This window comes from Thiospirillum jenense, assembly GCF_014145225.1.
Classification (GTDB): Bacteria; Pseudomonadota; Gammaproteobacteria; order Chromatiales; family Chromatiaceae; genus Thiospirillum; species Thiospirillum jenense.
The window spans coordinates 106340-133064 of record NZ_JABVCQ010000002.1; the positions used below are offsets into that span (position 1 = coordinate 106340).

The window sequence follows — 26725 nt, forward strand, 5'->3', positions numbered from 1 at the left end:
TAGCATTCTCCATCAACCCCCCGCCTGAATCGCCCGCGCTGTTTTGTTTATTTGCCGCTGAAACATTTTGCCGTGAACATATTGACGGCGCGTGGACATGATAAACGACTTTTATACCGCTTGATTTTGAACAAATACCCGCTCATCTTATTAATTGCCACCTGATTGGCGTAATCATTATCAAATATGATAACGGTGGACGACATGTTGCAACTGACTTGATAATTCATTAAGCTGCGTCACGGCAGTCACAGCGCGTTGTGCTTTAATGTTCGTATTATCGGCAATCTGCGTAATATGTTGTAAGTTATTATTTACATTTTCAGCCACCGTTGTTTGCTGTTTAGCCGCATTCGCAATATGTTCATTCATGGTATGAATACCTTTCACGGTGCTGGTAATTTGATCTAATGATACCGCCACCTGTTCTGCCTGCGCTACACTAGCTTGCGCTTGTTCTTGTCCGTCATACACTCGCGTCTCTGCCTGTTGTGCGCCAGCCTGCAATAATTCAATCATAGAACGAATCTCTTTAGTAGCATCTTGTGTGCGTGATGCTAAAGTGCGTACCTCATCAGCGACAACGGCAAAACCGCGTCCTTGTTCACCAGCACGGGCGGCTTCAATAGCCGCATTGAGTGCCAATAAATTGGTTTGTTCGGCGATACCACGAATAACATCAATTACACTTCCAATACGAGTGCTATGCTCAGTTAATTCGTGCATCTCATTACCTGCCAACAGCATATTGCTGGCTAAATTCTGAATGCTTTGTACCGCTGTTTGCGTAATTTCTAAACCATGTTTTGTTTCTAAATCGGCAGCCTGTGTTGCCGCAGCAGCCTGTTCAGCATGGTGCGCTACTTCATTGACTGTCGTTGTCATTCTTGTCATGGCCATAGCTACTTGATCAGTACTGTGCAATTGCTCAGTTGCGCCCTGCATGGTTTCCTCGGTTGTCTGCGATAAATCCGATGTTGCCGTATTCATGTATTGTGATGTCTTGGTGACATCCGTGACAAAACAGCGCAATACTATTTGCATTTGGTGCAATGCCTGTATTAATTGACCGATTTCATCATTGCTATGGTAATGAATCTGGTAATCAAGTCGTCCTTTGGCAATATCAGAAGCTAACTGCGTGGCATCAACAATCGGTCGCACAACTAAACGCCCTATAGATACTGTTAATAACATCATCATCACCAAACCTACTGCAAGTCCAAGAACAATAATCCAGCCGATATGAATTTGGCTGTATATGGTGGTGTTAATTTCTGTTTTAGGAATAGCAGCTAATAACGTATAATTCCATGGCGCAAAAGTACGAGTTTCAATTAACCATGTGTCGGGTTTATCATTGACAATCGTTTTAACAAGCGCCTCATCGGCATGACGACTATACATGCGGATCCGTTGTTTATCATCTAAAACGATTAATAAACCTTGAGTTAAAATACGGCTATTTTGCACGGATTGTTTGAGGATTTCCAGATCAGCTTTATAACCAACGTAGCTTACCCCAATGACACTCCCCGTGGCATCATGAATAGGTGTATAACCAGTTAAAAATGGATTACCCAAAATATCTACTTGACCAAAAAATGCGCGATCCATGCGTATGGATTGCATAGCTTTACCATTGGGATCAAGCACAGTGCCAATGGCGCGCTGACCATCATGCATGACATTAGTGGTAATACGCACAAAATCTTGCTGTTGTTTAACAAATAGTGTTGCGGTACTACCGGAAAGTTTTTTAATTTCATCCACTAATTCAAATCGATTGGCTTGCGGTTGCCCTCCAAGCAATAAATCTGGAACTTGACGTGTTCCTATAGCAATCTCTTTACCTAAAGCGGCTGTGCCGTGAATAGCAATCTCTTTATGCAATAATGACATTGCAGTTTTAACACGCTCTGTCATAATATCATCAATGACAGATAACAAATTTTGTGTCGTTTCTAAAGTATTTGTTAATTCTGTATTTGCTCGCTGTAATACAGATGTCCTGGTAATAATTCCAATGGCAACCATCAGTGCAACAATGCCAATCACAATGGCTAACATGAAAAACACAAATATTTTAGCTTTTAGGCTATGCTTAAACATGTCTTCGCAATCTCATGTTTGTTAGAGTTGTTCTAACGTAAATAGTTAATAATACAACGAAATAGTTTCAATTAACACGAAAATGAAAATCACAACATCAGACCTAAAGCAAGATCAGCAGTGGAGTGCCGCGGTTGGTATAAGCAAAGAATGCTTTTGTTGGACAATTCATAAAAGTTTATTCTTGTTAAAAATCGTTTAACCTATCAAATAATGTACTACTAAAATTTTTAGCTCGAACGTTGAATAAACTAAAAGTAATACCAGAACGTAAATTACTGAGCTATGCTGTACAGTTTGATTTATGTAAAAATCAAGTATTTGAGCTCTCAACTGCGTAACTCTTGAAGAGCATGTCACATGCTAGTCTATAGCGTGTATAGTTCAGAGTGGATATGTTACTTTAAATTGAATTAAATCATGCTGTTAAGTTGTTTATGTCTTGGCTAACACGGTTTTTATTTGCACATATTCGCCCCGCCACCCAACCCGACGGCCGACCGCTTTACGGCTATAAAACCGCTGATCGTTTTTATGCTGAATTGCGCGATTTAGTACGCCAGTCTATTCGAGATCACGCGCACAATCAATCATCCCCCGAATTACCCGCGCTGTTTTGTTTATTTGCTGCCGAAACATTCCGTCGTGAACATATTGACGGTGCATGGACATGGCAGACGATTTTTAATCCGCTCGATCTCGAACAAATACCCGCGCATTCTATTATTGCCGAATGGGTTGAATACGGGTTGGCGTATTGGCGGCGTTCATTGTCAACCAATCGGCGCGGCAAATTATATTTGGTGACGCTGGCGTGTGAAGGCGGATTGCCATTGCGGTTATTAGCCCGCGAAAATACGCATTTGACCAATTATTTCCGCACCGTACTCGATCAGTATTTTCGCGCTGGTCAGGTGAATACAGACGCCGCCGTTTCAATTGCCCAACAACACGCGCATCGTTTGCCCAAAAGTCTGCAACAGCCGCCGGTGTTGCAATTAACTGGGCAATTGATTGCGCACATCAGCGCCTTGCAACCGCACGTTGGTCAAGCGGCTGATCCAATTGCCGCATTAAATGAAAACTGCCCAAATTGGGAGCGGCAGTTGCCATTGCGTTTGGATGATAACAATGCGGCAGCGTTATTGCGGTTATTGGTGACGCGCTCGAATGAATTGGCGGCCGAACGTGAGGCGCGGTTGTATTGGCAGGGGCAATTGCTGTGCAATGGAACGCACTGGCAAATTGCTAAACAATTGCATTTACCGGAATTGATGAGCGCCGCGCAGTTATCGAATTGGCGAGCGGATGGCGGCACTGCGACGGCGCCGCGCTATCGCCTGTTGCTGCAAAACGCACCGGTGGCGTGGTTGACCAGAATCGAAACCGCCGCGGGCGAGGCGCAGTATCGGCGCGAGTGGTTGCGGGCGGGTGGGGTGCGGTTGACCGACGCCGCCGTGACCACGCCTCATGCGTTGCTGTTGCACGATGGCACGACCGCTGCGCCGTTGCGGGTGCAGGACGCGGAGGCGTGGGGTGACGCGCCGTGGGTGTTTGTCGAACACGCGGCATCGCAGTCGTGGCGCTGGGTGACTGAAGGCTCGGCGCAGTTGCGGGCGGAGCAGGCGTGGGTTGTCGCGCCAGCCACGTTCACGGTTGACGCCAGCGCGGGCAGTTGCGCCGCCGTCGGCGAGTGCGCGGCAGTGCAGCGGTCGGTGTATCAAATTAGCGGCACGGTGGATTTGGTCACGCCGCAACACGAGCGGTATCGCCTGCGCTGTCGGGCGGCGCAGGATGTCATTGCCACGTTTGATGTCAGCGGGGCGACGGTGCCGTTGAGTGGTCAGCCGCGCCCGCTCTACGCGGGTGTGCCACGTTTGCGGGTGAACGATGCCGACGGGCAGCCGTTGCCTGAAACTGACCAGTGGCGGCAGCAGTGGCGGGCGGTTGGGCGTGATCAGAATTGGCGGGAATTGCACGACGCCGTGACTTACGGGCAATTGTGGGTGCGGCGGGTGGATGCGGAGCATTGCGAACGCGGGCGGCGGCAGGTGGCGGTGGTGCCGCGCTCGTTGCAACTGACAACCACGATTGGCGCAGGTCAACGGGCGGGCGTGATTCACCTCAGCGGATTGCTGGGCGCAGATGTGACCTGTTCGTCCGCAGCGGTCAAATTGCAATGCACCGGCGACGAGGCGCACCTGTTTTGCCCAGCCGTGACGGGTCAACTGCCGCCGCCGTTCACAGTGCAATTGACGTGGGCGGGCGCTGATCCAGTTGAATTGACGCTGCCCTACCCGCAACGCGGCGCTTGTTTTCTGTGGCATGGAAACGCCGTTTCAGATCAAACACCGATTGCACTGGAGCGGCTCGGCGCGGTGCAATTGTTAATTCAAGACGCGGCAGTGGGTGGCAGTTATTGGTTGGTGGGCGAATTGGTGGCGGACGAGCGCCAAACTGATGACGACTGCGTTAAACGGTTCACCGAGCGGATGCCGCCGTTGCATGACGGTCAATTGGTGCTGGCGCTCTGGTCGTGGCAACCGCGCATCGCGGCACTGTTGGCGACCACCGGCGAGTTGGATGCGCATGTGACCGTGACCGTTGAAACGGGGCGGGGGGAGCGGTTGGCACGGCTGTTGGTGACGCGCTTTGATTGCCATTTGCAACCAGATCGCTCCAGCAATCAGGTGTTTGTGCCAGTTGAACAGCGCGGCCGTTTTGGTGACGACGGCGCGACACGGCTGGATTGCCAAATGATCCCGCTCTGGGCGCCAGCGCGTGAGCCGATTCCACTCACCCGCGCTGCTGAAAACGACTGGCACTGGACGTTACCGGCGCAACTCGAAGCGGGACCGTGGTGGATTTTGGGAGTTGACGGCGACTGGGCGCGGTTTCGCCCGCTGCTGTGGACGGTGTTTAGCGATGCGCCGAGCGACGATGTTGATCACGCGAGCGCCCTAGCCGCGGCAATTCGGGCGGCGAATCGTGAACAACGCACGGCACAGTTGCAATCGGCACTCGCCACGCTAGGCAGTAATCCAAACCATCCTGATTGGCAATTACTGTTAGACGCCATTCGTCTGACCCGCGACTATCCACCGCAAACGCTAGAAGTATTGCAGCAGTTAATTAGTCAGCCGCGCACCCTCGCGCTGGCGCTGTTCAAAGCGGATGATGATTTTGAAATCGTGTGGGAGTTGGCGCAGCAAATGCCGTTTTCGTGGGCATTGCTCAACAGTGCGGTTTGGCAGGACAGCGCGACGGCACATTTCAACGCACTACGCGAGGCGTTGGCGCACGTTGACCTCGAAGCGGATGCGCAGGAAACGCTGGTTTTTGACTCGTTCCAAACATTTCGCGCCCGCATCACGCAACATCGCCGCTATTGGGCGCACCTGTGCGATTGGTTACAGGAGCGGCTGTTCCCGCAGCAACCGTTAAAAGGCAGCGCGTTGCAGGTCATTCGCGGGTTGGGTGATGGCTGGCTGGAGGAACACCTCGCCGCTGAACTGCTGGCGCTGCAAGCGCGTCACGCCGCCGATGAACGCTGGGCAGAGAGCGCCGCGCTCATGTCCGCCATGCGCACAATTGATTGGTGGCGACCGACCGCAATTAAACCGGCACCGCATTACAGCGCCGTCGTGCGTTACGCGCCCCTATTCGCCGCGCATTGCAGTGTGAATGGCATTGTCACGAATGAATCGCTTGTTTATCAATTTCGCATGATGCGCGATTTTGATTGCGATTGGTTCGACGCCGCCTATGCCATTGCATTGAGTCGGGGTTTAGCACTGCATTCTTAATACCTGATTTCATTGCATCACATCGAGTATTCCCCCATGAATCGCACGCTGTTTTATAGCCGTTTAATTGAACAACTCGGACGGCGGGCAACTCGCGCCATGCTCGGCTTAAGTGGATTTCGCCACGACGCTTTACGCACTCATTTGCATTCAGTATTCGATCAAGCGGCGGGATTACCAGGCGCATTTATTGCCGATCCGGTATTTGAAGCCAGTTTTGGTTGGCAACCCGCAGCGCAAACGATGCGTGAATTGCAAACCAGCGGTTTATTACACCCGCAATTAATGAAAGCACTGCGCCAGCCCTGCAAACGTGGATTAAATGACGATTACAGTTTTCCACTTGACCGCCAGCCGTATCGCCATCAATTAGAGGCGTGGCAAGCGTTATTAAAAGATCACCGCTCTGTATTGGTCACGAGCGGCACCGGTTCGGGTAAAACCGAATGTTTTTTAATTCCAATCCTCAGCGATTTAGCGAGCGAATTAACGCAACGTCAATCTGCACCATTAACTGGTGTGCGGGCGTTGTTTTTATATCCACTCAATGCGTTGATTAAAAGCCAACGCGATCGGTTAATTGCGTGGTCAGAGCCATTTAATGGCGGTATTCGTTTTTGTTTATACAACGGTGATACGCCCGATCAGGGCAAAAGTGACTGGCAATGCGAAGTGCCAGATCGGCGCACGTTGCGCAGCAATCCGCCGCCGCTGCTCGTGACCAACGCCACCATGCTCGAATATCTGCTGGTGCGCACCGAAGACCGCCCGTTAATTGAGCAGTCACGCGGGCAATTGCGCTGGATCGTGATTGACGAGGCGCACACCTACCTCGGCTCGCAAGCGGCTGAATTAACGTTGTTATTGCGGCGAGTGCGGCACACGTTCGGCTGTGACGCGGAGCAGGTGCGCGTCGTGGCGACTTCGGCGACGTTGGGCGATGACTCGGCGGCGTCAAAGCGGCAACTGGCTGAATTTCTCGCAGATATTGCGGGCGTGACGATGGATCGGGTGACGGTCATCACCGGTGCGCGGGCAGTGCCGCCGTTGCCGTCAGAATTGGTGGCGCAAAATCACGCTTGCCCGCCGCTGGAGACGGTGTGGCAACAGTCACCCGCCGAGCGTTTCACCGCGTTAGCCAGTGATCCGCGCCTGCGCTCGCTCCGCGCCACGTTGACGGAACGCCCGCGCCGCCTGACTGATTTAGTGCCGCAACTCACTGATTTTCAACGGGATATTAGCGCGGCACGGCAGACGACGTTGCACTGGCTCGATCTCTGCACTCAAGCGACGAGCGCCAGCGGCGAGCCATTTTTGCCACTGCGGGCGCACCTGTTCCAACGCACGGTGAGCGGGTTGTGGGCGTGTGCCAACGCTGCCTGCGCGGGACGTGCCAACACGGCGCTGGATCAGCCGACGTGGCCATTCGGTGCGGTGTTTTTAGAGCGCCGCACCCATTGCCCGCATTGCGAAATGCCGGTATTTGAATTGGTGCAGTGCCGCGAATGTGGCGCGGAGTATTTAATTGCTAATGAAAGCGAGTGTGACGGCCAAAGTCAATTATTAGCCAAACAACACGATCAGGATGAAGACGAGTTTCAACAGGAATTAGAACCGCTGCCAACAGATGATGAGAATGATCCCGATGTCATCATTTTTAATGATGTGGTTGCTAATGAACCGCGTTTGCTGACCAGTGCGGAACACGCCAATTTGCACAATTGGGGATTAAATCCAACCAATGTACTTGATCCCAGCGGACAGGATGGCGTTCCTATTCAGTTGCGGTTGCCGAATAGCGATGGTTTGCAATGCGCGGTGTGCCGCGAGTACGAACGCTTTGATCGCAAAGATCAATTGTTTCGCCCCGTGCGGATTGGTGCGCCGTTTTTATTGAGTACCGCAATTCCTACCTTATTAGAATCACTGCCGCCGCTATTCAATAAAAATGATCAGGGGCCATTAGACGGGCGGCGTTTAATGAGTTTTACCGATAGTCGGCAAGGCACAGCGCGATTTGCGGCGAAATTGCAGCAGGAAAGTGAACGCGATTATGTGCGCAGTTTGCTGTATCACCAACTCGCGGCGAGTGTGCCAACGGCGGCTAATTCAGCGCACCTCGCCGAATTAGAGCAGACCATTCAAGCACTGGAAATTGCCGCTCGTGTTAATCCCGTATTAAACACTGTTTTAGAACAAAAACGCCGCGAGTTGATTCAATTACAAACACCAGCGGTCGGATGTTTGAATTGGCAAGCGGCCGAAGATGCGGTATTCAGCGCCAACGATTTCAAACACTGGTTGCTGCCATCATTAACAGAATTGACATTTGGTAAATTGACTGATCGGCAATTAGTAAAACTCTGTTTACTGCGCGAGTTTTATTTACGGCCGCGGCGGCAATTCTCATTAGAAGGCTTGGGATTGGTGCGCCTGCATTATCCAAAACTCGATCAGGCGTCATTGCCAGCGGTAATGAAACAACGCCATGTTAAGCTAGATGAATGGCGGGCGTTATTGCAAATCACCATTGATAATGTATTGCGCGGCAGCAATTCACCCGTTGCCGTTGCGCCCGATGTATTGCGTTGGTTTGGGTATGCCAGTCGCCCGAGTTTTTTATTGCCACCTGAACAGCCGGTAAAGAATCGTCACACCGAACGTGCTTGGTTTTCTGCGTATTCACTATTTGCTAAACGCAGTCGTCTTATTCGCTATCTCAGCCAAGTGTTTCAATTGAGTCTTGATGACGCTCAACACCGCGCTTTCATTGAGGAAATCCTGCGGGCGATTTGGGATGGATTGCGCCCGCTTTTGACGCAAACCGAGAGCGGGTTTCGTCTTGAGTTGGAACAGCAAGCCGAATTAACCGAAGTGCGCGAGGCGTGGTTTTGTCCGGTGACGCGCCGTCTGCTGCCGCTCGTGGTGCGCAACGTCACGCCGTATTTGCCCGAATTGCCCGCGCCAGCCGCGTTAATTCACTGCCAGCGCGTGGAGATGCCGCGCATTCCCGATCCGTTTTGGTTCAATCACACCCCCGCCGAGGCGGATGCGTGGCTGGAAAATAATCCGCAAATTCAACAGTTAAGAACGCTGGGCGCGTGGTCAAACATCAGTGACCGCCTTGCCCGTCATCGCCGCTATTTCCGTGCGATGGAACACTCGGCGCAAATCTCCGGTAGCAAATTGACGCAGCGCGAGCAGGCGTTCAAAGCCGGCCACATCAATTTGTTGAGTTGTTCAACGACGATGGAGATGGGCGTGGACATTGGCGGGTTGACGGCGGTGGCGATGAACAACGTCCCGCCGCATCCGGCCAATTTTTTGCAACGCGCCGGGCGGGCAGGGCGACGGGGTGAAACGGCGGCGTTGAGTTTTACCCTCTGCAAAGCGACGCCGCAGGGCGAGGCGGTGTTTCAAAATCCGCTCTGGCCATTCGAGACCAAATTGGGATTGCCGCGAGTTGCGCTGCACAGCGCCACGATTGTGCAGCGGCATTTGAACGCGCTGGCGCTGGCGCGGTTTTTAGCGCACCAATTGCACAACATCCCGCGTTTGCAAACTGGCGGGTTTTTTGAAACGGGTGGCAGTCACAGCACCGCGCCCGCTGACCAATTCGTCACCTGGTGCGTGACCAATGCGCAAAACGACGCGAATTTAACCAGCGGTTTTGCGGCACTCGCGCACCGCACCTGCTTGGCCGGGCGAGTGACAACCGATCATTTGGCACAGATCGCCGCCGCAATGCAGCAGATCAGCGACCGCTGGCGGCGTGAATTGGACGCTCTGCTCGATCAACGGCGTCAATTGCAAACCAGCGCCGGTGACAGCAAACCTGAACAAGCCGTTGATTTACAATTGAAACGTCTGCGCGGCGAGTACCTGCTGGGTGAATTGGCGAATCTTGGCTTTTTACCCGGCTACGGCTTTCCCACCGACGTCGTCGCGCTGGTCACGACCACGCAGGACGATTTGAACAAACGCCACTCGGCTGGCGCCACTCACCGCGAGGATCACCGCACCCGCCGCGCCGGTTATCCGAGCCGCAACCTCGCGCTCGCCATCCGTGACTACGCCCCCGGCAGCGACACCGTCCTCGACGGGCGGGTGTATCGCAGCGATGGCGTCACGCTCAACTGGCACTTGCCGAGCGAACTGGACAGCGCGCCAGAAATTCAGGATTTACAGTGGCTGTGGCACTGCCGCGCTTGCGGTGGCAACGGTACCAGTCGCGTGTTACCTGACACCTGCCCGCACTGCCCCGCCACAGCACTCGCCCTCACCTGCCAGCGGCTGCTGCAACCGGCCGGATTTGCCGTTGACCTGCGCCATCAGCCAAATAACGACATCACCACCCCGCAATACATTCCGGTACGCGATCCGCTGGTATCGCTGGCAAACGTGGACTGGACGCCGTTCACCCAACCGCTACCGGGGCGGTATCGCACCACGCCGACTGGTCAACTCGTGCATTACAGCGGCGGGTTGCACGGCAAAGGCTACGCGCTGTGTCTGCGCTGCGGGCGGGCGGAAGCCATGCCGACAGACGCGCAACCCGTTGATAAACAACCACTTGCGCTGCACAAACGGCTGCGCGGCGGGCGCTTAAATGACAGTGAAAAGTATTGCCCCGGTAATGACGCCGATTGGGCGATATTGCGCAATGTGTATTTAGGCATCACCACGCAAACCGAATTGTTTGAATTGCAATTGAATGATGCTGGCGCGGATCAAAGGATTGATAAAACCATTGCTTATACATTAGCAGTGGCATTGCGACGGGCGTTATGTCAACATTTAGGCATTGCCGAGGAAGAAATCGGCGTATTAACTGCACCGAGTCGCGGCGTGAATAATGAACAAACCTATTCACTCTATTTATATGATGTGGCAACCGGCGGCGCAGGTTATGTCAGTCAAACCGCAACGCATTTGCCTGAGTTATTAAACACCGCCCGCGCTCTACTCGCCAATTGCCCAAATAACTGCGACGCCGCGTGTCAAGGATGTTTATTAACGTATGATACCCAGCATCATTTAGACCAATTAAATCGGCAATTGACACTAGATTGGATCTGCAGCAAACTAACCAATCATTCACCCAAGACAAATTAACCGGCGGCGTTCCCCCGCCACCAATGGGAACAATCCCCCCCACCATTGACACGACAATAGGAGATCACGCATGTTATTCAAATCCAAGTTATTATCCAGCGCAATGATCTTATCCAGTGCAACCCTAATGATCACCGCAAATAACACGCTGGCTGGTGAGCATTCCGCACCATCCGATCATGCCAATAATGAACACGCGCAATCAGCCGCGGCGCCGAATAAACATGGTGACAGCCATCACGCGCATTGGGGCTATGTTGGCGCTGAAAGCCCAGAGCATTGGGGCGAATTAAGTGCCGATTATCACACTTGTTTAGATGGTAAAAATCAAACGCCAATTGATATTCAAGCCGCTGAAGATGTCGCGTTGCCACCATTAGAGTTTCATTACGCGGCGAGTGGTTATGACGAATTAAACAACGGTCACACCATTCAAGTAAATTATCAAGGCGGCAGTTGGTTGACCGTGGACGGCCGCAATTATGAACTCAAGCAGTTTCATTTCCACACCCCGAGTGAAAATCATATTCAAGGGCATGAATTTCCAATGGAAGCGCATTTAGTTCATGCGGATGCCGAAGGGCGTTTAGCGGTAGTGGCGGTGATGTTTGAAGAAGGCGCGGAGAATACCGAATTAAAAACTGCGTGGCAGGCGATGCCCACACATCCTGATGAACATCATGCTTTAACGCCGAAAATCTCCGCCGCCGCGTTATTACCCGCTTCGCATGATTATTATCATTTTACCGGTTCATTAACCACGCCGCCCTGTACCGAAGGTGTCAATTGGATTGTATTAAAACAACCAATGACCGCCTCGGCGGCGCAAATTGCACAGTTTAGTCAAGTCATGGGACACCCGAATAATCGTCCGCTGCAATCATTAAATGCGCGCACCGTGCAACAATAATTAAAAAACCGATCAACTTGATCGGTTCTATTTGCCTTGATCGTTCCCATTTTATCGCGTGGGAACGATCACGCTGAATACGGTTTATTCAATTGACACGGCATTCACCGCCGCCCGCACCACATCAGCTAATTCATTCGCTAATTGATTGACCTGCGCCGCCTCGCGCCCCTCCACCATTATCCGCACCACCGGTTCAGTGCCGGACGCCCGCAATGAAATTCGCCCGCTCGCCCCAAGTTGCGCTTCCGCGTCATGTAGTGCTGACACAACAGTTGGCAACGTCAGCACGTCACACCGCAGCGGCAAACGCACGTTTAACAACACTTGCGGGTAGTGTTCCATCGCCGCCACAGCGTCGCGTAACGGCAACTGCCACTGCGCCAGCGCGGTCAACACCTGCAACGCCGCGATGATGCCGTCGCCCGTTGTGGTGCGATCACGACAAATCAGATGCCCCGACGGCTCGCCGCCAAGCAGCCCGTCGTCGCGTTTTAGCCGCTCCATGATGTAGCGATCACCGACCTTGACGCGCTCAAATTTGATGCTAAGTCGTTGTAATGCCTGTTCTAATCCCAAATTGCTCATCACCGTTCCGACCACCGCCCCGCGCATTTGCCCGATGTCTTGGCGTGATTTAGCGATCACATATAACAATGCGTCGCCGTCCACCACCGCGCCCGCGCCGTCCACCATTAACACGCGGTCGCCATCGCCATCAAATGCAATACCAATGTCGGCGTTTTGATTGCGCACGGCAGTAATAAGCGTATTGATATGCGTTGAACCGACCTGTGCATTGATATTAAAACCATTCGGATCAACACCAATTGCGCTGACGGTCGCACCCAATTCATCGAATACATAGGGCGCGACATTGTAGGTGGCGCCATGCGCACAATCTAATACAATTTTCATTCCCTTAAATGATAAGGCGCTGGGAATAGTGCTTTTACAAAACTCAATATAACGCCCGCTGGCATCTTCAATCCGCCGCGCTTTACCGAGTGCATTGGCGGGAACAGTAACCAGCGGCTGTTCTATTTCGTTTTCAATCGCCAATTCTAATTCATCCGGCAACTTGTCGCCGGCGTGGGAAAAGAACTTAATGCCGTTATCATCATACGGATTGTGCGATGCGGTAATGACAATGCCGGCTTGAGCGCGAAAAGTGCGGGTTAAATACGCCACCGCAGGCGTTGGCATTGGCCCTAATAACCGAATATCACAACCGGCCGCGACTAATCCCGCTTCTAATGCTGATTCAAATAGATAGCCGGAAATGCGCGTGTCTTTACCAATTAACACGGTGCGATTATCACCACCGCTGCGCGCTAATACCCGCCCCGCCGCCCAGCCAAGTTTGAGAATGAAATCCGGGCTAATGGTGGGGTCGCCAAGATGTCCGCGAATGCCGTCGGTGCCAAAGTATTTACGCATGAGTGGTGTAGTATTTAATTCAGGTAAGGTGATTAATGTTGATGTGATGACTAATGATAGCACAGCTTCATCGTTATTGATAATCAGACAATTTTAAGAATTATGCAGTTCAAATGTTAAATGATTGATTGGTTAACTGTTATCTATGTGCCTGCGTGGGAAAACATTTAGATTGATGACTTATTCTAAACGATCTTGTAACAAATCACTTTGTTGACTGGTATTCACCGGCGCCGCGCTGTTTAATACGTCAAGATTGAGTGGTAAATCACTCCGCCGCCCCGCTTCAATCATGTCCTGCACCGTGACTAATTGAATACACGGATACGCCCGATTTAATAACTGATGATGATAAATACCCGCCGCCATTGCCTCCTCACGCATTGGTTTAGTCGGTTCTTCTAATGTAATGAAAATCGCCATGACCGCCTGCTCTCGCGCCATATCACCGCGCAATTTGGCAATATCACCGCGCTGTACGTTGCCGGACTTCACTTGAATAATGACTTTATCGGTTGTCTTTTGCCCAGTGACAATGTAAGCAATGCCATCAATGCCTTTATCTTCACCCTTTTTATCATTAATCACAGCGCGGTTTTTGGTATAGGTTAATACCGCCCATTTTTCAAATTCTTTACGCAAGCGATCATCTTGTTTATTCGCCAAAGCCCGCGCAGAATTCATGTCACGCGGAATGCCATTTAATACAATGCTATTCGTGATTTCAATGCCAAATTGTTTTTCAAATCGCTCTAAAATGAGTGCAATACTTTGATAAGTAATGTCAATGCCAATCCATTGCCGATTCAAGCGTTGGGCAACGGCAATAGTGGTGCCGCACCCGCAATACGCATCTAATATTAAATCGCCTTCATTACTGCTGGCTTGAATAATGCGTTCTAATAACGCCTCGGGTTTTTGCGTGGGATAACCCAGATATTCCTGACCTCTTAGAAATGGAATTTGTATCCAATCTTCAGGAAATTTTCCTTGTTCATTTAATTCACAGATTGCACTTTTCGGTTTACCACCACCGAGATTAGTCTTTTTATAACCAGCGCGTGCGTGACTGGTTTTTGCATACGGCAATCGAATCCTATCAACCTGAAATGTCCAGTGTTTGCCAACTGAATACCACAAAATAATATCGTGACAGCGGCTTAATTGTTTTTGACCTTTTGCAGCCATGCGTGAATAAATCCAAACCATTTCATTCAAAAAATCCCCGCCCCTCGGGCAAAACACGCTATCCAAAATCAATTTCAAATAATGACTACAGGTGGGATCACAATGCAAATAAAAACTGCCGGTTGGTTTTAATACCCGCCAAATCTCATTGATTCGCTGCGTCATGCTAATCAAATACGCCAACAACCCACCCGCTCCTAATACGGCGCGTAATCCTTTTATCAATTCAATTGTCTGGGTGGTATAGTCATGTTGATTGGTTAAAATGTCAGAAAATCCACTCTCCGCCAATTGATTCCACGTCCAAGTATCAATAAACGCCTGCGCTTGCGCCGCGTTTTCTTGACCAATGTTGTTATAAATCTGGAAATAATTGCGTTTAGAATTGAACGGCGGATCAATGTAGCATAAATCCACCGTTTCATCTTTAATCTTGTTGCGCAACACGTCTAAATTGTCACCGTAAAATAATTGGTTCATTATTCACTCTAATTCTTTTGTAATAAATCAATTTGAAAAACATTTAGGAGACACAGTTGAGCGGTCAGTTATTGATTGATGCAATCTAGTATTTCCTGTTCTGCCCAAGATTTAAGCGTCGCAATCATTGCTGCCATGTCGGCTTGATTAACCGTACTGATGCGGCGGCTTTCATAACGAAATTGGACTGCAAAACAATTCAAAACACGCAGCGCATTTTTATCAATCGGGACTTGAATACCGTGTGCAAAACTTAATCCGGCAAGTGCCGCAAGATCATGGGTGCGTCCAAAAACAATGCCATGAATGACCAATACCGCTTTAATAAACTTTTCACAGGCTTGCTGGGCATGAAATCCAATAATTTCCAGCGGTGCTTTACCGGATTCGCATAGCAAATCGAACGCCAGTTCATCACGTTCTCCGGCTTGTATCAGTGCCGCCGCTTGTGCGCTATGCGTGTTCATATAATACCCGCCCTTCACGACTAGCCCAATACAACGGCGTCGTCCACCAATCGCGTTTATATTCAAACTCCTGTGCCGTCAATAATAATAAATCAACACCAATACCGAGGTGATCGAGCGCGCTGTGCAATCTTAGATATTCTTGGGTGTAATCAGGGATTTCTTGTTCAATGACCAATAAATCGAGATCAGACTCTACCGTTGCATCACCGCGAGCATAGGAACCAAAGACAATTACTTTTAATGGTTGATGGGCGGCAGCCGCAACCCGCAATGCCGCCTCGCGGAGGGTGGTTTCTGTTAGCATGTTTTATTCACTGAGCATCATACAATTGTGCGTGTCGTGACACATAAATCCACCGTGTCATCTTTAATCTGATTGCGCAACACGTTTAAATTGTCACCGTAAAATAGTTGGTTCATTATTCACTCTAATTCTTTTGTAATAAATCACTTTGCTGACTGGTATTCACCGGCGCCGCGCTGTTTAATACGTTAAGATTGAGTGGTAAATCACTCCGCCGCCCCGCTTCAATCATTTCCCGCCCTGTGACTAATTGAATACACGGATACGCCCGATTTAATAACTGATGATGATAAATACCCGCCGCCATTGCCTCCTCACGCATTGGTTTAGTCGGTTCTTCTAATGTAATGAAAATCGCCATGACCGCCTGCTCTCGCGCCATATCACCGCGCAATTTGGCAATATCACCGCGCTGTACTTTGCCGGACTTCACTTGAATAATGACTTTATCGGTTGTCTTTTGCCCAGTGACAATATAAGCAACGCCATCAACGCCCTTATCTGCGCCCTTTTTATCATTGATTGTGGCACGGTTTTTTGTATAAGTTAATACCGCCCATTTTTCAAATTCTTTACGCAAGCGATCATCTTGTTTATTCGCCAACGCACGGGCGGACTCCATATCACGCGGAATACCATTTAATACAATACTATTCGTAATTTCAACGCCAAATTGTTTTTCAAATCGCTCTAAAATGAGTGCAATACTTTGATAAGTAATGTCAATGCCAATCCATTGCCGATTCAAGCGTTGGGCAACGGCAACGGTGGTGCCGCACCCGCAATACGCATCTAATATCAAATCACCTTCATTGCTGCTGGCTTGAATAATGCGTTCTAATAATGCCTCGGGTTTTTGCGTGGGATAATTAAGGCGTTCATTAGACATTGCATTCAGTGCTTGAATCTCAAAAACATCATCTGGGAGTTTATCTAATGTGACAGCTCGCGTCGCATTCAATACACCGCTTTTAATTCGCCGCCGCACTTCTTTTGTTCTCGGTACCGTGACACGCTCTGGATAAAACTGGTATTGTTTTGATTTGACGTACCAAAAGATAATATCGTGTTTGCGCCCAAACCATCTTTTACTCACACCACCTGTTCGATAGCGCCAAACAATTTCATTCAGAAAATTTCCGCCCCTCGGGCAAAACACGCTATCTAAAATCAATTTCAAATAATGACTACAGGTGGGGTCACAATGCAAATAAAAACTGCCGGTTGGTTTTAATACCCGCCAAATCTCGTTGATCCGCTGCGTCATGCTAATCAGATACGCCAATAACCCGCCCGCACCTAATACGGCGCGCAATCCTTTTATCAATTCAATTGTTTGAGTTGTGTAGTCATGTTGATTGGTCAAAATGTCAGCAAATCCACTCTCCGCGAATTGATTCCACGTCCAGGTATCAATAAATGCCTGCGCTTGCGCCGCATCTTCTTTGCCAACATTATTATAAATCTGGAAATAATTGCGTTTAGAATTAAACGGCGGATCAATGTAGCATAAATCCACCGTGTCATCTTTAATCTGATTGCGCAACACGTTTAAATTGTCACTGTAAAATAGTTGGTTCATTATTCACTCTAATTCTTTTGTAATAAATCACTTTGCTGACTGGTATTCACCGGCGCCGCGCTGTTTAATACGTCAAGATTGAGTGGTAAATCACTCCGCCGCCCCGCTTCAATCATTTCCCGCCCTGTGACTAATTGAATACACGGATACGCCCGATTTAATAACTGATGATGATAAATACCCGCCGCCATTGCCTCCTCACGCATTGATTTAGTGGGTTCTTCTAATGTAATGAAAATCGCCATGACCGCCTGCTCTCGCGCCATATCACCGCGCAATTTGGCAATATCACCGCGCTGTACTTTGCCGGATTTAACTTGAATAATGACTTTATCAGTTGTCTTTTGCCCGGTGACAATATAAGCAACGCCATCAACGCCCTTATCTGCGCCCTTTTTATCATTGATTGTGGCGCGGTTTTTTGTATAAGTTAATACCGCCCATTTTTCAAATTCTTTACGCAAGCGATCATCTTGTTTATTCGCTAAAGCATGGGCAGACTCCATGTCACGCGGAATACCATTTAATACAATACTATTCGTAATTTCAACGCCAAATTGTTTTTCAAATCGCTCTAAAATGAGTGCAATACTTTGATAAGTAATGTCAATGCCAATCCATTGCCGATTCAAGCGTTGGGCAACGGCAACGGTGGTGCCGCACCCGCAATACGCATCTAATATCAAATCACCTTCGTTGCTGCTGGCTTGAATAATGCGTTCTAATAAGGCTTCGGGTTTTTGCGTGGGATAGCCCATTGTTTCTTTAGATTTTGATTGAATACGAATAATGTCATCCCATAAATTACCGATTGGCGCACCGCGATCTTCTGTGGGGCGATATTTACGATAAGGCATTCCATTTTTCCGCCAACCTAAATCACCGCGTTGATCTATTGCTTCCAATTTTTCACGTTTAACAACCCAACCCCATTGTGGTGGTGTAAAGTCTTTATATTCATAAACTAAGTTAGGACGTGGGCCTTTTGAAGCAGAACGCAAAATAGGATATTCCAAATATCGTCCACGCTCGTCTGTTTTTGGATATTTTTCTAATAACTCTTCAGGCGTGAGTGGTTGTCTGATTCGCTCTAAGTTAAAAGTATAATTTGTTGATTTAGTATAAAAAAAGATTGCATCTGTATAAACGCCATACTTTCGATCTTTAAATTGCGAACCTTTCGGGTTATTCGTTCTTTTCCAAGTAATTTCATTTCTAAAATCCCCGCCCCTCGGGCAAAACACGCTATCCAAAATCAATTTCAAATAATGACTACAGGTGGGATCACAATGCAGATAAAAACTGCCCGTTGGTTTTAATACTCGCCAAATCTCATTGATCCGCTGCGTCATGCTAATCAAATACGCCAATAACCCGCCGACACCTAATACAGCGCGCAATCCTTTTATCAATTCAATTGTCTGGGTAGTGTAGTCATGTTGATTGGTCAAAATATCAGCAAATCCAGACTCCGCGAATTGATTCCACGTCCAGGTATCAATAAATGCCTGCGCTTGCGCCGCATCTTCTTTGCCAACATTATTATAAATCTGGAAATAATTGCGTTTAGAATTAAACGGCGGATCAATGTAGCATAAATCCACCGTGTCATCTTTAATCTTATTGCGCAACACGTCTAAATTGTCACCGTAAAATAATTGGTTCATCGTTTACTCCAGTTCTTTTTATAATAGATCACTTTGTTGACCAGTATTGACCGGCGACGCGCTGTTTAATACGTCAAGATTGAGCGGTAAATCACTCCGCCGTCCCGCCTCTATCATGTCCTGCACCGTCACTAATTGAATACAGGGATACTCCCGATTTAATAATTGATGATGATAAATGCCGGCCACCATTGCCTCCTCACGCATTGGTTTGGTTGGTTCTTCTAAGGTAATAAACAGCGCCATCACCGCCTGCTCGCGTACCATATCACCGCGCAATTTGGCAATATCACCGCGCTGTACTTTGCCGGATTTGACTTGAATAATGACTTTATCAGTTGTCTTTTGCCCAGTGACAATATAAGCAACGCCATCAACGCCCTTATCTGCGCCCTTTTTATCATTGATTGTGGCGCGGTTTTTTGTATAAGTTAATACCGCCCATTTTTCAAATTCTTTACGCAAGCGATCATCTTGTTTATTCGCTAAAGCATGGGCAGACTCCATGTCACGCGGAATACCATTTAATACAATACTATTCGTAATTTCAACGCCAAATTGTTTTTCAAATCGCTCTAAAATGAGTGCAATACTTTGATAAGTAATGTCAATGCCAATCCATTGCCGATTTAAGCGTTGGGCAACGGCAACGGTGGTGCCGCAGCCGCAATACGCATCTAATATCAAATCGCCTTCGTTGCTGCTGGCTTGAATAATGCGTTCTAATAAAGTCTCTGGTTTTTGGGTAGGATAACCGAGACGTTCAGGATCATTTGAATTCAATACATTGATTGGCCACCAATCCTCTGGAATCTTGCCTAAAGGATGAGGTTTGTATACCTTGTCTGTTCCTTTATGTTTTCCCCACATTGCATCATCTTTTCTACTTACTCCCTCAGCTTGATAAGGTACCCGTACTAAATCTGAGTTAAAAGCATAATGATTTGATTTAGAATATCTAAAAATAACATCGTGTCTTTTACCAAAATCTTTTTTCGGTGATCCGCCTCCACGATAACACCAAACAATTTCATTTCTAAAATCCCCGCCCCTCGGGCAAAACACGCTATCCAAAATCAATTTCAAATAATGACTACAGGTGGGATCACAGTGCAAATAAAAACTGCCCGTTGGTTTTAATACTCGCCAAATCTCATTGATGCGCTGCGTCATGCTAATCAAATACGCCAACAACCCGCCCGCACCTAATACGGCGCGCAATCCTTTTATCAATTCAATTGTTTGAGTTGTGTAGTCATGTTGATTGGTCAAAATGTCAGCAAATCCACTCTCCGCGAATTGATTCCACGTCCATGTATCAATAAATGCCTGCGCTTGCGCCGCATCTTCTTTGCCAACATTATTATAAATCTGGAAATAATTGCGTTTGGAATTAAACGGCGGATCAATGTAGCATAAATCCACCGTGTCATCTTTGATCTTATTGCGCAACACGTCTAAGTTATCACCGTAAAATAATTGGTTCATCATTTACTCCAGAAAATATTTTAATCAGATATGCGATTAATAGACCATTGAAAACTGGACGCCACGACGGCACACAATGCCGGCTCTTCATTCGCATCATATTCAGTCAACGCCGGCGGTTGTGATAAATCATTATCTGAATCATTCGCTGCATCTGTTGGGGATGATTTGAGTGCATGTAATTCACGAATAATTGGTGCCAATTCACCACGCGGATTCTTAAACCAATCGGTTGACCAAATCCGCCGAATACGCCAGCCGAGGCGTTCTAAAATCATTTGCCGCAAACGATCACGGTCACGCACTGATTTAGCTGAATGATAACTCACACCGTCGCATTCAATACCCATTAGATACCGTCCGGGATTATTCGGATCTAATACGGCTAAATCAATAAAAAAGCCCGCGACTCCCACTTGCGGCCGGCATTCAAATCCTTCAGACCGCAGCGCAGTCATTACAGCAATTTCAAAATCACTGTCGGGGGCGCGGCCGGTGTCATGTTCAGTCTGATGAATAACACCCGTTTCGCAATAGCTCAAAAAGTCTTTTAATGCTTTAACACCGTCTTTACTCGACTCACCAATCACAATATCGCTGGCATCCATTGAACTAAAAATGTGCATTCGTTTGCGCGAACGGGTGAATAAAACATTTAATCGCCGCCAGCCGACATCTTGATTAATTGGCCCGAACCGCTGCGGCACCTTTCCACCCGGGGTTTGCGGTCCATAGGTCATGGAAATAAAGATCACATCGCGCTCATCACCCTGCACATTTTCCAAGTTTTTAATAAATAACGGCTCGGCACGATTGGCATCTTCTTCTAATTGCAGCCGCAACACCGGATCCGTTTTCGCCAGCGCTTCAATTGCCGTCTCCAATTGCGCTTGCTGTTTTGCATTCATTGCCACCAATCCCAGCGTTTCATTCGGATTGGATTGAAAATGCGCCTGCACCGCCTCGGCAATACAGCGCGCTTCTTCTATATTGCATTGATGCACAAAACACCCCGCCGCCACGCGGACGTATTGAATGCCGTATTCATCGCTTTGATGATGCGGCGATGGAAATAACATCAAATCACCGTCATAAAAGGCTTCATTAGAAAAGGCAATTAAACTTTCGTGTTGTGAGCGGTAATGCCACCGCAGCCGCCGCGCTGGAAACACGGGTAGCGTCGCATCGAGAATGCTCTCCGATTCTTCAATAGCGGTGAGCGGCTCATCACTCTGTTCTTCAATTGCACGATCAAAAAAACTGGTCGGCGGTAATTGCTTCGGATCGCCCACAACCACTAATTGCCGTCCCCGCGCAATCGCACCAAGCGCATCCTCTGGTTTAATTTGCGAAGCCTCGTCCATAATAATTAAATCGAATTGAAAATTGCCGGGCGCGAGGTAATGCGCCACTGACATCGGCCCCATCATAAAACAGGGTTTTAATGCCACCAATGCTCGACCAGCGCGTTGCAATAACGCCCGCACTGGAATATGGCGTTGCTTTTTACTCAATTCATGGTCTAATAATGCCCGTTCGGTGCGTTCATTGACATAAGTGGATGTCACACCGGCCGGCACTGGTGTTTGATCAATGCGCCACGCAATCTGCGCACATTGCAGCGATTTTAATTGCTGATCGCAGCGGCGGAATTCATCTTGCAATGCCGTTTGCGCCAGTCCAGAGAACTGTTCTAATTGCGGCATCTCCCGGAAAATAGCGCGGGCTAAATAATCAAACACGCCGGCATAATAGGCATTTTCAATCTGATTGCTCGGCAAGTCTCCATTCGCCACCGCCGCCGTTAATTGACCAAATCCGAGCGCATTTAATTGCACTTGCTGCCGCAAATAATAGATCCAATTTTGCAACCATTCCCGCTGCGCTAATGCGTGTTCATTACGCGCCAGCAATAAATCGAATTGACAGTCCGCCGGCGGCGCCAACCACGCCTCATCATCCAACGTGACCAGCGCGGCAAAGGCGGCGTGGGTGCGCACCCGCTCCGCCAAAGTCTGTTGCCAACTCGTTGTTTTTGCTGACAAATACGCAAAAGCCGCCGCCGCGTCGCGGTACAAATACTCGCGCAACGCCGGCTGCGGCAACCCCGCCAACCACTCAGCCAGCGCGCAGGTGTGCGTCACTTGCGACAACGCCGCGACAAAATCCGGCGCGTCCCCGTTGACTAAATTCACTTGTCCATCAAAGAGTTGCCGCTCAACATCCGCCTGCTGCCACTGCGCCAGTGCCTCGCGCAACGCCACCAATTGCTCAACCTGCGCCGCCAATTCACCAATCGTCAGCGCGGTTTTGAGACCATTTGGCAACAACGCCGCGCACCCGTTGAGCGCCGCCTTCAACGTCCGCAGCAACAACGCAATCACGCCCGCGTCACCAATCAACGGCGCGTGGTGATCGCGCAATTCGGGCGCAGGTGCAAAAATGGTCTGTAAAATGCGCAACTCGGCCAAGATCGTGCTGACTTGTTGCGCCAACCCGCGCTCATCTAATGAACGCAGCGCCGCCGCAACTTGCGCGGGCAATTGCAACACCGCCTCGCCCAACGCCACGCGACCGCCAAAACCGATACCGTATTCCTGCCGCACCCGCCGATACCACGCCCGCAACGTCTCCAACGCCGTCAAATCCGTCGCCAACCCGCGCACCTGTTCACCCAACGCAGCGCGGTACTGCGGGTGCTGATCCAATTGGCGCAACTTGCGGTTAAATGCCGTCAACTGCGCCAAACTATCCAGTAATTGCGGGTAAGTTGCGTGCGGACTCGCCGCGTAACTGAGTAACTCCCGCCGCGCCGCCCGCCAATCTGACTTGAACCAGCGCCATGCCCCGCCCGCCGCCAACCGCCCCGCTAGGCGCTGCGCCGCCGCCGCATCGGGCAACGCCTCCACCGCCAACACCCGTTCAACGTGCGCGTGAATGGCTTGCAACGCCGCCAACTCGTGCCGCAGTTGCGGTAACAATTCGTCCAATTCTTCGTTATCAAACAATGGGTTACGCCATTTCCACAACGCCGTCGGTAACGCCGCCGTCACACTCAACAACGTCTGCAATTCGTGCAAACCGGCGATGCTGACGGTCAAGTGCGCCCCCGCCTCGCCCAACGCCGCCGCCACCTGGTGGCGCGGCTCGTCAAACTGCGTTAAGTGCGCGGGTAACGCGGCAAGTCGTTGACCGGCAAGCAATAATTGTTCAAAGCGCACCTCACGCCCCACCCGTTGCGTTAAATGCGCACTCGCACGGGCGATGCCGTCCACCAGCGGCGGGTTGCGCACCAGTTCTGACACCAAATTGGTCGGGAACTGCGCCGATTGTGCGGCGATCTGCACCAATTGATCGCACGCCGCCTGTGCCTGCATCAACGCCGCGCCGCGCAATTTCGGCAAACAACTCAGCAATTCATCGCCGTGCAAGGCTGGAATCACTTTTAATTGCTCGGCATCACCCAGTGTATTCGCCACTTCATTCGGCGTTGTTCCAAATAGATCAGCCAGTTCATTGCGTTGATGATTCAAGTTGCGCAACGCCAATTGCCACTCATTTAATGCCGCCCAGACCTGTTCATTATCAAACAATTGCAACTCACTATTGCACACGCCATACCATGGATGGGTGCGTAAATTGCCGGGTTGATTCAATTGCGCGGCAATGCCTTGATACACTTTGCTATACGCCGTCACCTGTTCTTGATTGCGGCGGTGAATAGTCGCGGTGTATTGATTTGGCGTATAACCGGCGGGATGGAATGCGGCGGGATTCATCCCTAATAATTCACGATAGCGCGTCGCCGCCATCAAAATTTCATGCACCGTTTTACCGCTCTCTTGCCAGCTTTGATTAATGGTGAGCGCGTAATTTTTTAATGCGGTGACGTGCGCTTCATAACGGGAAATTTCCAATGTTAATTCACTTGGACTGCGGTATTGACCGTGCTGTTGTAATCGTTCACCAATCTCTGTTAATAACTTATGCTTTTGCGATTTATGACTGTGTAATTCCAAACAGAATTCACCCAACCCCGCCCGGTCAAGTCGCCGCCACACCACCTCCAATGCTGCAAGTTTTTCCGCTACGAATAGCACTTTTTTACCCTGTGCCAATGCCGCTGCAATTAAATTGGTAATGGTTTGTGATTTACCCGTGCCGGGCGGCCCTTCAATCACCAAGTTTTTACCTTTAATCGCATCAATTAACGCACTATGCTGGGAACTATCCGCATCTTCAATTAACGGATAATGGGTGTGAATAGCGCCAATCTCATCAATCGCGTATTCTTCATTAAATCCGCATTGCTCGATTGGCGCAGCAGCAGTATTAGAGTGTGGTTGATAGACGGATAAAAACTGCGCGACTAGCGGATGATTTAAAAGATTGGCATCCGTCGGCCAACGGCTGGGATCCAAATCCAAATACATTAACAATTTATTGAAATTAAGCAGTGCCAATGCCAATTGACGGCGTAATTGCCAGCGCGGTTGAGATTGAATTAACACTTGCACCGCTGCGAAATACGCTTCGGGTGTGGTGTTTTCATCTAAATCCGGTAATGCCATTGCAAAATCAGTGCGCAATTTTTCCCGCAATGACAAATTGGGAATTAAATCTTCACCCGAATAACTGAGCGTGTATTCATACACTTGGGTTTTAGTATTTAAGCGTCCCTTATGCAAACGCACCGGAATTAAAAAGAGTGGCGCAAGACGCAGGTTATCTTCATGCCCGCCCTCGTGCCAGGCTAAAAACCCGAGTGCTAAATATAAAATATTCGCGCCCATTTCTTGAATCGCAGACTCGGCCAATTGCGTCAATTTACGCAATTGCGTTTCTAATTCAGCGGGAAATAACAGCGTGTGCAGCGTTTTATGATCTGGCGCGGGGGTTTTATTTGATTTGACTGCCGTTGGTAATGGCATTTCATCATTGGTTTCGCGCCCCAAGTATTGCGCCCATTCTGCCGCTGTTGGCGGGTCACGCAATAGTTTAATTTGCTGCGTAGCCGAATTAATCCCGCGATAACCTGCCGCGATCAATTCAGTTTCAGTCGGTTCTGGCACGGCGGCAAAGCGTAATTCAGTCTCAGTTAACAGCGTTTCTAATAATTGATCCGGGGGGACGCTTATCAGACGCAAGCTGGTATTTTTTTTATGGCGAAAATTGATGAGGCGATTGCGGGCGGTCAGGTCTAATAAACGCAAACGGAGGGTTTCTAATGCCTTGTCGGCACGAGCGGCGTGGTGATTAGTCATGGGATAATTACTTTAGGCAAATGAAATACAACATAGGACAGTGAAAAACTGCCACTATGATAATACAACATTCAGCAAAAGTAACGACTAGATTGGTCAATTCAGTTTTGAATTAACCGAAACATTTGGAAGACGAGCGGGGACTGTTAAGGTAACGCGCTGATCATTGATGAAATATTTAACGCGGGATGGTGAATAACTATTCAGTTAGATAACTGCTGTTATTAACGCAAGGGGTTGATCGTTCCACGCAGGAGCATTGGAACGATTAATATCATACAATTTTTGTCAGTTGTTTGCCAAGTTTTTAGCCTGTCATCCTCAAAGTTATTTCACTTGTGTATGTCAAAGTGTTTTATTTCACACCTGAAATGCAGCAATCGGATGCCATCGGATGAGGAACGCTATCTTTCAATGCGCAAATGGCATTATAACGACTTGCGCTATTGATTTTATAATAGGTCCAGGCTTGGCATCTTGGTTCTTGTGAACAGGTATTAAAACAGACTTCTGGATCCGGTTTTAACATGGTAAAGACGCGATAATTTGCATCTGGGCGATCAGTATCCAATTCCATACGAAACTTCCCGGTTGTCGCCGCTGGGCGATCCATTAACACTTCACCGTTATACACACAGCGCACATGCACATAGGGTTTATTTTTAATGTTCCAGTGACAATTTTGATCTGCTTGTTCGCGGGTATAAAGAGACTCAGACGTTTGGTCGGGTAATACCACTAACTTATCATTAAAATACAGCGCATAACCGACATTCGGTGCGGGCGCAGTTGATTGCGCAAATGCGACTGCTGTCATTAATGATGCAGTAGCGAATATTGTTAATAATCCAATTGGATTTATCACGTTTGATGCCTCAGATTGTTGCGTAGAATATGGA

Annotated in this window: 13 protein-coding genes; 3 read left to right on the forward strand and 10 right to left on the reverse strand. The window is 49.1% G+C overall.

The genetic code is table 11. The features are described from left to right. Positions 1–180: 180 nt before the first annotated feature. Positions 181–2112, reverse strand: a complete 1932-nt coding sequence (locus HUK38_RS01245; protein ID WP_182745122.1) for a methyl-accepting chemotaxis protein — start codon at positions 2110–2112, stop codon at positions 181–183. A 437-nt stretch (positions 2113–2549) separates the two neighbouring features. Between HUK38_RS01245 and HUK38_RS01250 the strand changes: the two genes are divergently transcribed. The 3 genes from HUK38_RS01250 to HUK38_RS01260 all read left to right on the forward strand — a co-directional run bounded on the left by HUK38_RS01250 (position 2550) and on the right by HUK38_RS01260 (position 11943). Further along, entirely contained in the window at positions 2550–5918 is a 3369-nt protein-coding gene (locus HUK38_RS01250) for an STY4851/ECs_5259 family protein (protein WP_182581961.1), read from the forward strand. Between the two features lie 36 nt (positions 5919–5954). Then, positions 5955–11033, forward strand: coding sequence for a DEAD/DEAH box helicase (locus tag HUK38_RS01255; protein ID WP_182581962.1), 5079 nt, complete (start codon positions 5955–5957; stop codon positions 11031–11033). Positions 11034–11103: 70 nt separating this feature from the next. Next, positions 11104–11943, forward strand: a complete 840-nt coding sequence (locus HUK38_RS01260) for a carbonic anhydrase (RefSeq protein ID WP_203218650.1) — start codon at positions 11104–11106, stop codon at positions 11941–11943. Between the two features lie 84 nt (positions 11944–12027). On the opposite strand, the gene glmM is transcribed toward HUK38_RS01260, so the two are convergent. The 9 genes from glmM to HUK38_RS15475 all read right to left on the reverse strand — a co-directional run bounded on the left by glmM (position 12028) and on the right by HUK38_RS15475 (position 26691). Continuing rightward, entirely contained in the window at positions 12028–13383 is a 1356-nt protein-coding gene (gene glmM / locus HUK38_RS01265) for a phosphoglucosamine mutase (RefSeq protein WP_182581963.1), read from the reverse strand. A gap of 180 nt (positions 13384–13563) precedes the next feature. Beyond that, on the reverse strand, positions 13564–15051 hold the full coding sequence (locus tag HUK38_RS01270; protein ID WP_194374823.1) for a DNA methyltransferase: 1488 nt from the start codon (positions 15049–15051) through the stop codon (positions 13564–13566). A gap of 68 nt (positions 15052–15119) precedes the next feature. Beyond that, a complete protein-coding gene (locus HUK38_RS01275) occupies positions 15120–15518 on the reverse strand; it encodes a HEPN domain-containing protein (RefSeq protein ID WP_182581964.1) in 399 nt (132 codons plus the stop codon). Beyond that, the gene (locus tag HUK38_RS01280) at positions 15505–15825 is read right to left on the reverse strand and encodes a nucleotidyltransferase domain-containing protein (RefSeq protein WP_182581965.1); all 321 of its coding nucleotides are present in this window, start codon (positions 15823–15825) and stop codon (positions 15505–15507) included. The genes HUK38_RS01275 and HUK38_RS01280 overlap by 14 nt, the downstream gene beginning before the upstream one ends. A gap of 124 nt (positions 15826–15949) precedes the next feature. Further along, positions 15950–17407, reverse strand: a complete 1458-nt coding sequence (locus HUK38_RS01285; protein ID WP_194374824.1) for a DNA methyltransferase — start codon at positions 17405–17407, stop codon at positions 15950–15952. Positions 17408–17415: 8 nt separating this feature from the next. Beyond that, entirely contained in the window at positions 17416–19074 is a 1659-nt protein-coding gene (locus tag HUK38_RS01290; RefSeq protein ID WP_182581966.1) for a DNA methyltransferase, read from the reverse strand. A gap of 18 nt (positions 19075–19092) precedes the next feature. Next, entirely contained in the window at positions 19093–20565 is a 1473-nt protein-coding gene (locus tag HUK38_RS01295) for a DNA methyltransferase (RefSeq protein WP_182581967.1), read from the reverse strand. Between the two features lie 17 nt (positions 20566–20582). Beyond that, positions 20583–25826: a DUF4011 domain-containing anti-phage protein Hhe gene (gene hhe / locus HUK38_RS01300; protein WP_182581968.1), complete on the reverse strand. Its 5244-nt coding sequence runs from the start codon at positions 25824–25826 to the stop codon at positions 20583–20585. Positions 25827–26181: 355 nt separating this feature from the next. Continuing rightward, a complete protein-coding gene (locus HUK38_RS15475) occupies positions 26182–26691 on the reverse strand; it encodes a PAN domain-containing protein (protein ID WP_182581969.1) in 510 nt (169 codons plus the stop codon). Between the last annotated feature and the right edge of the window lie 34 nt (positions 26692–26725).

What these genes read in the sequence shown, in the direction of transcription:
- glmM (WP_182581963.1), bottom strand. Translation starts at nt 13,383, where the DNA reads ATGCGTAAATACTTTGGCACCGACGGCATTCGCGGACATCTTGGCGAC.
- HUK38_RS01260 (WP_203218650.1), top strand. Translation starts at nt 11,104, where the DNA reads ATGTTATTCAAATCCAAGTTATTATCCAGCGCAATGATCTTATCCAGT.
- HUK38_RS01250 (WP_182581961.1), top strand. Translation starts at nt 2,550, where the DNA reads ATGTCTTGGCTAACACGGTTTTTATTTGCACATATTCGCCCCGCCACC.
- HUK38_RS01255 (WP_182581962.1), top strand. Translation starts at nt 5,955, where the DNA reads ATGAATCGCACGCTGTTTTATAGCCGTTTAATTGAACAACTCGGACGG.
- HUK38_RS01275 (WP_182581964.1), bottom strand. Translation starts at nt 15,518, where the DNA reads ATGAACACGCATAGCGCACAAGCGGCGGCACTGATACAAGCCGGAGAA.
- HUK38_RS01295 (WP_182581967.1), bottom strand. Translation starts at nt 20,565, where the DNA reads ATGATGAACCAATTATTTTACGGTGATAACTTAGACGTGTTGCGCAAT.
- HUK38_RS01280 (WP_182581965.1), bottom strand. Translation starts at nt 15,825, where the DNA reads ATGCTAACAGAAACCACCCTCCGCGAGGCGGCATTGCGGGTTGCGGCT.
- HUK38_RS01290 (WP_182581966.1), bottom strand. Translation starts at nt 19,074, where the DNA reads ATGAACCAATTATTTTACGGTGACAATTTAGACGTGTTGCGCAATAAG.
- HUK38_RS01270 (WP_194374823.1), bottom strand. Translation starts at nt 15,051, where the DNA reads ATGAACCAATTATTTTACGGTGACAATTTAGACGTGTTGCGCAACAAG.
- HUK38_RS01245 (WP_182745122.1), bottom strand. Translation starts at nt 2,112, where the DNA reads ATGTTTAAGCATAGCCTAAAAGCTAAAATATTTGTGTTTTTCATGTTA.
- hhe (WP_182581968.1), bottom strand. Translation starts at nt 25,826, where the DNA reads ATGACTAATCACCACGCCGCTCGTGCCGACAAGGCATTAGAAACCCTC.
- HUK38_RS01285 (WP_194374824.1), bottom strand. Translation starts at nt 17,407, where the DNA reads ATGAACCAACTATTTTACAGTGACAATTTAAACGTGTTGCGCAATCAG.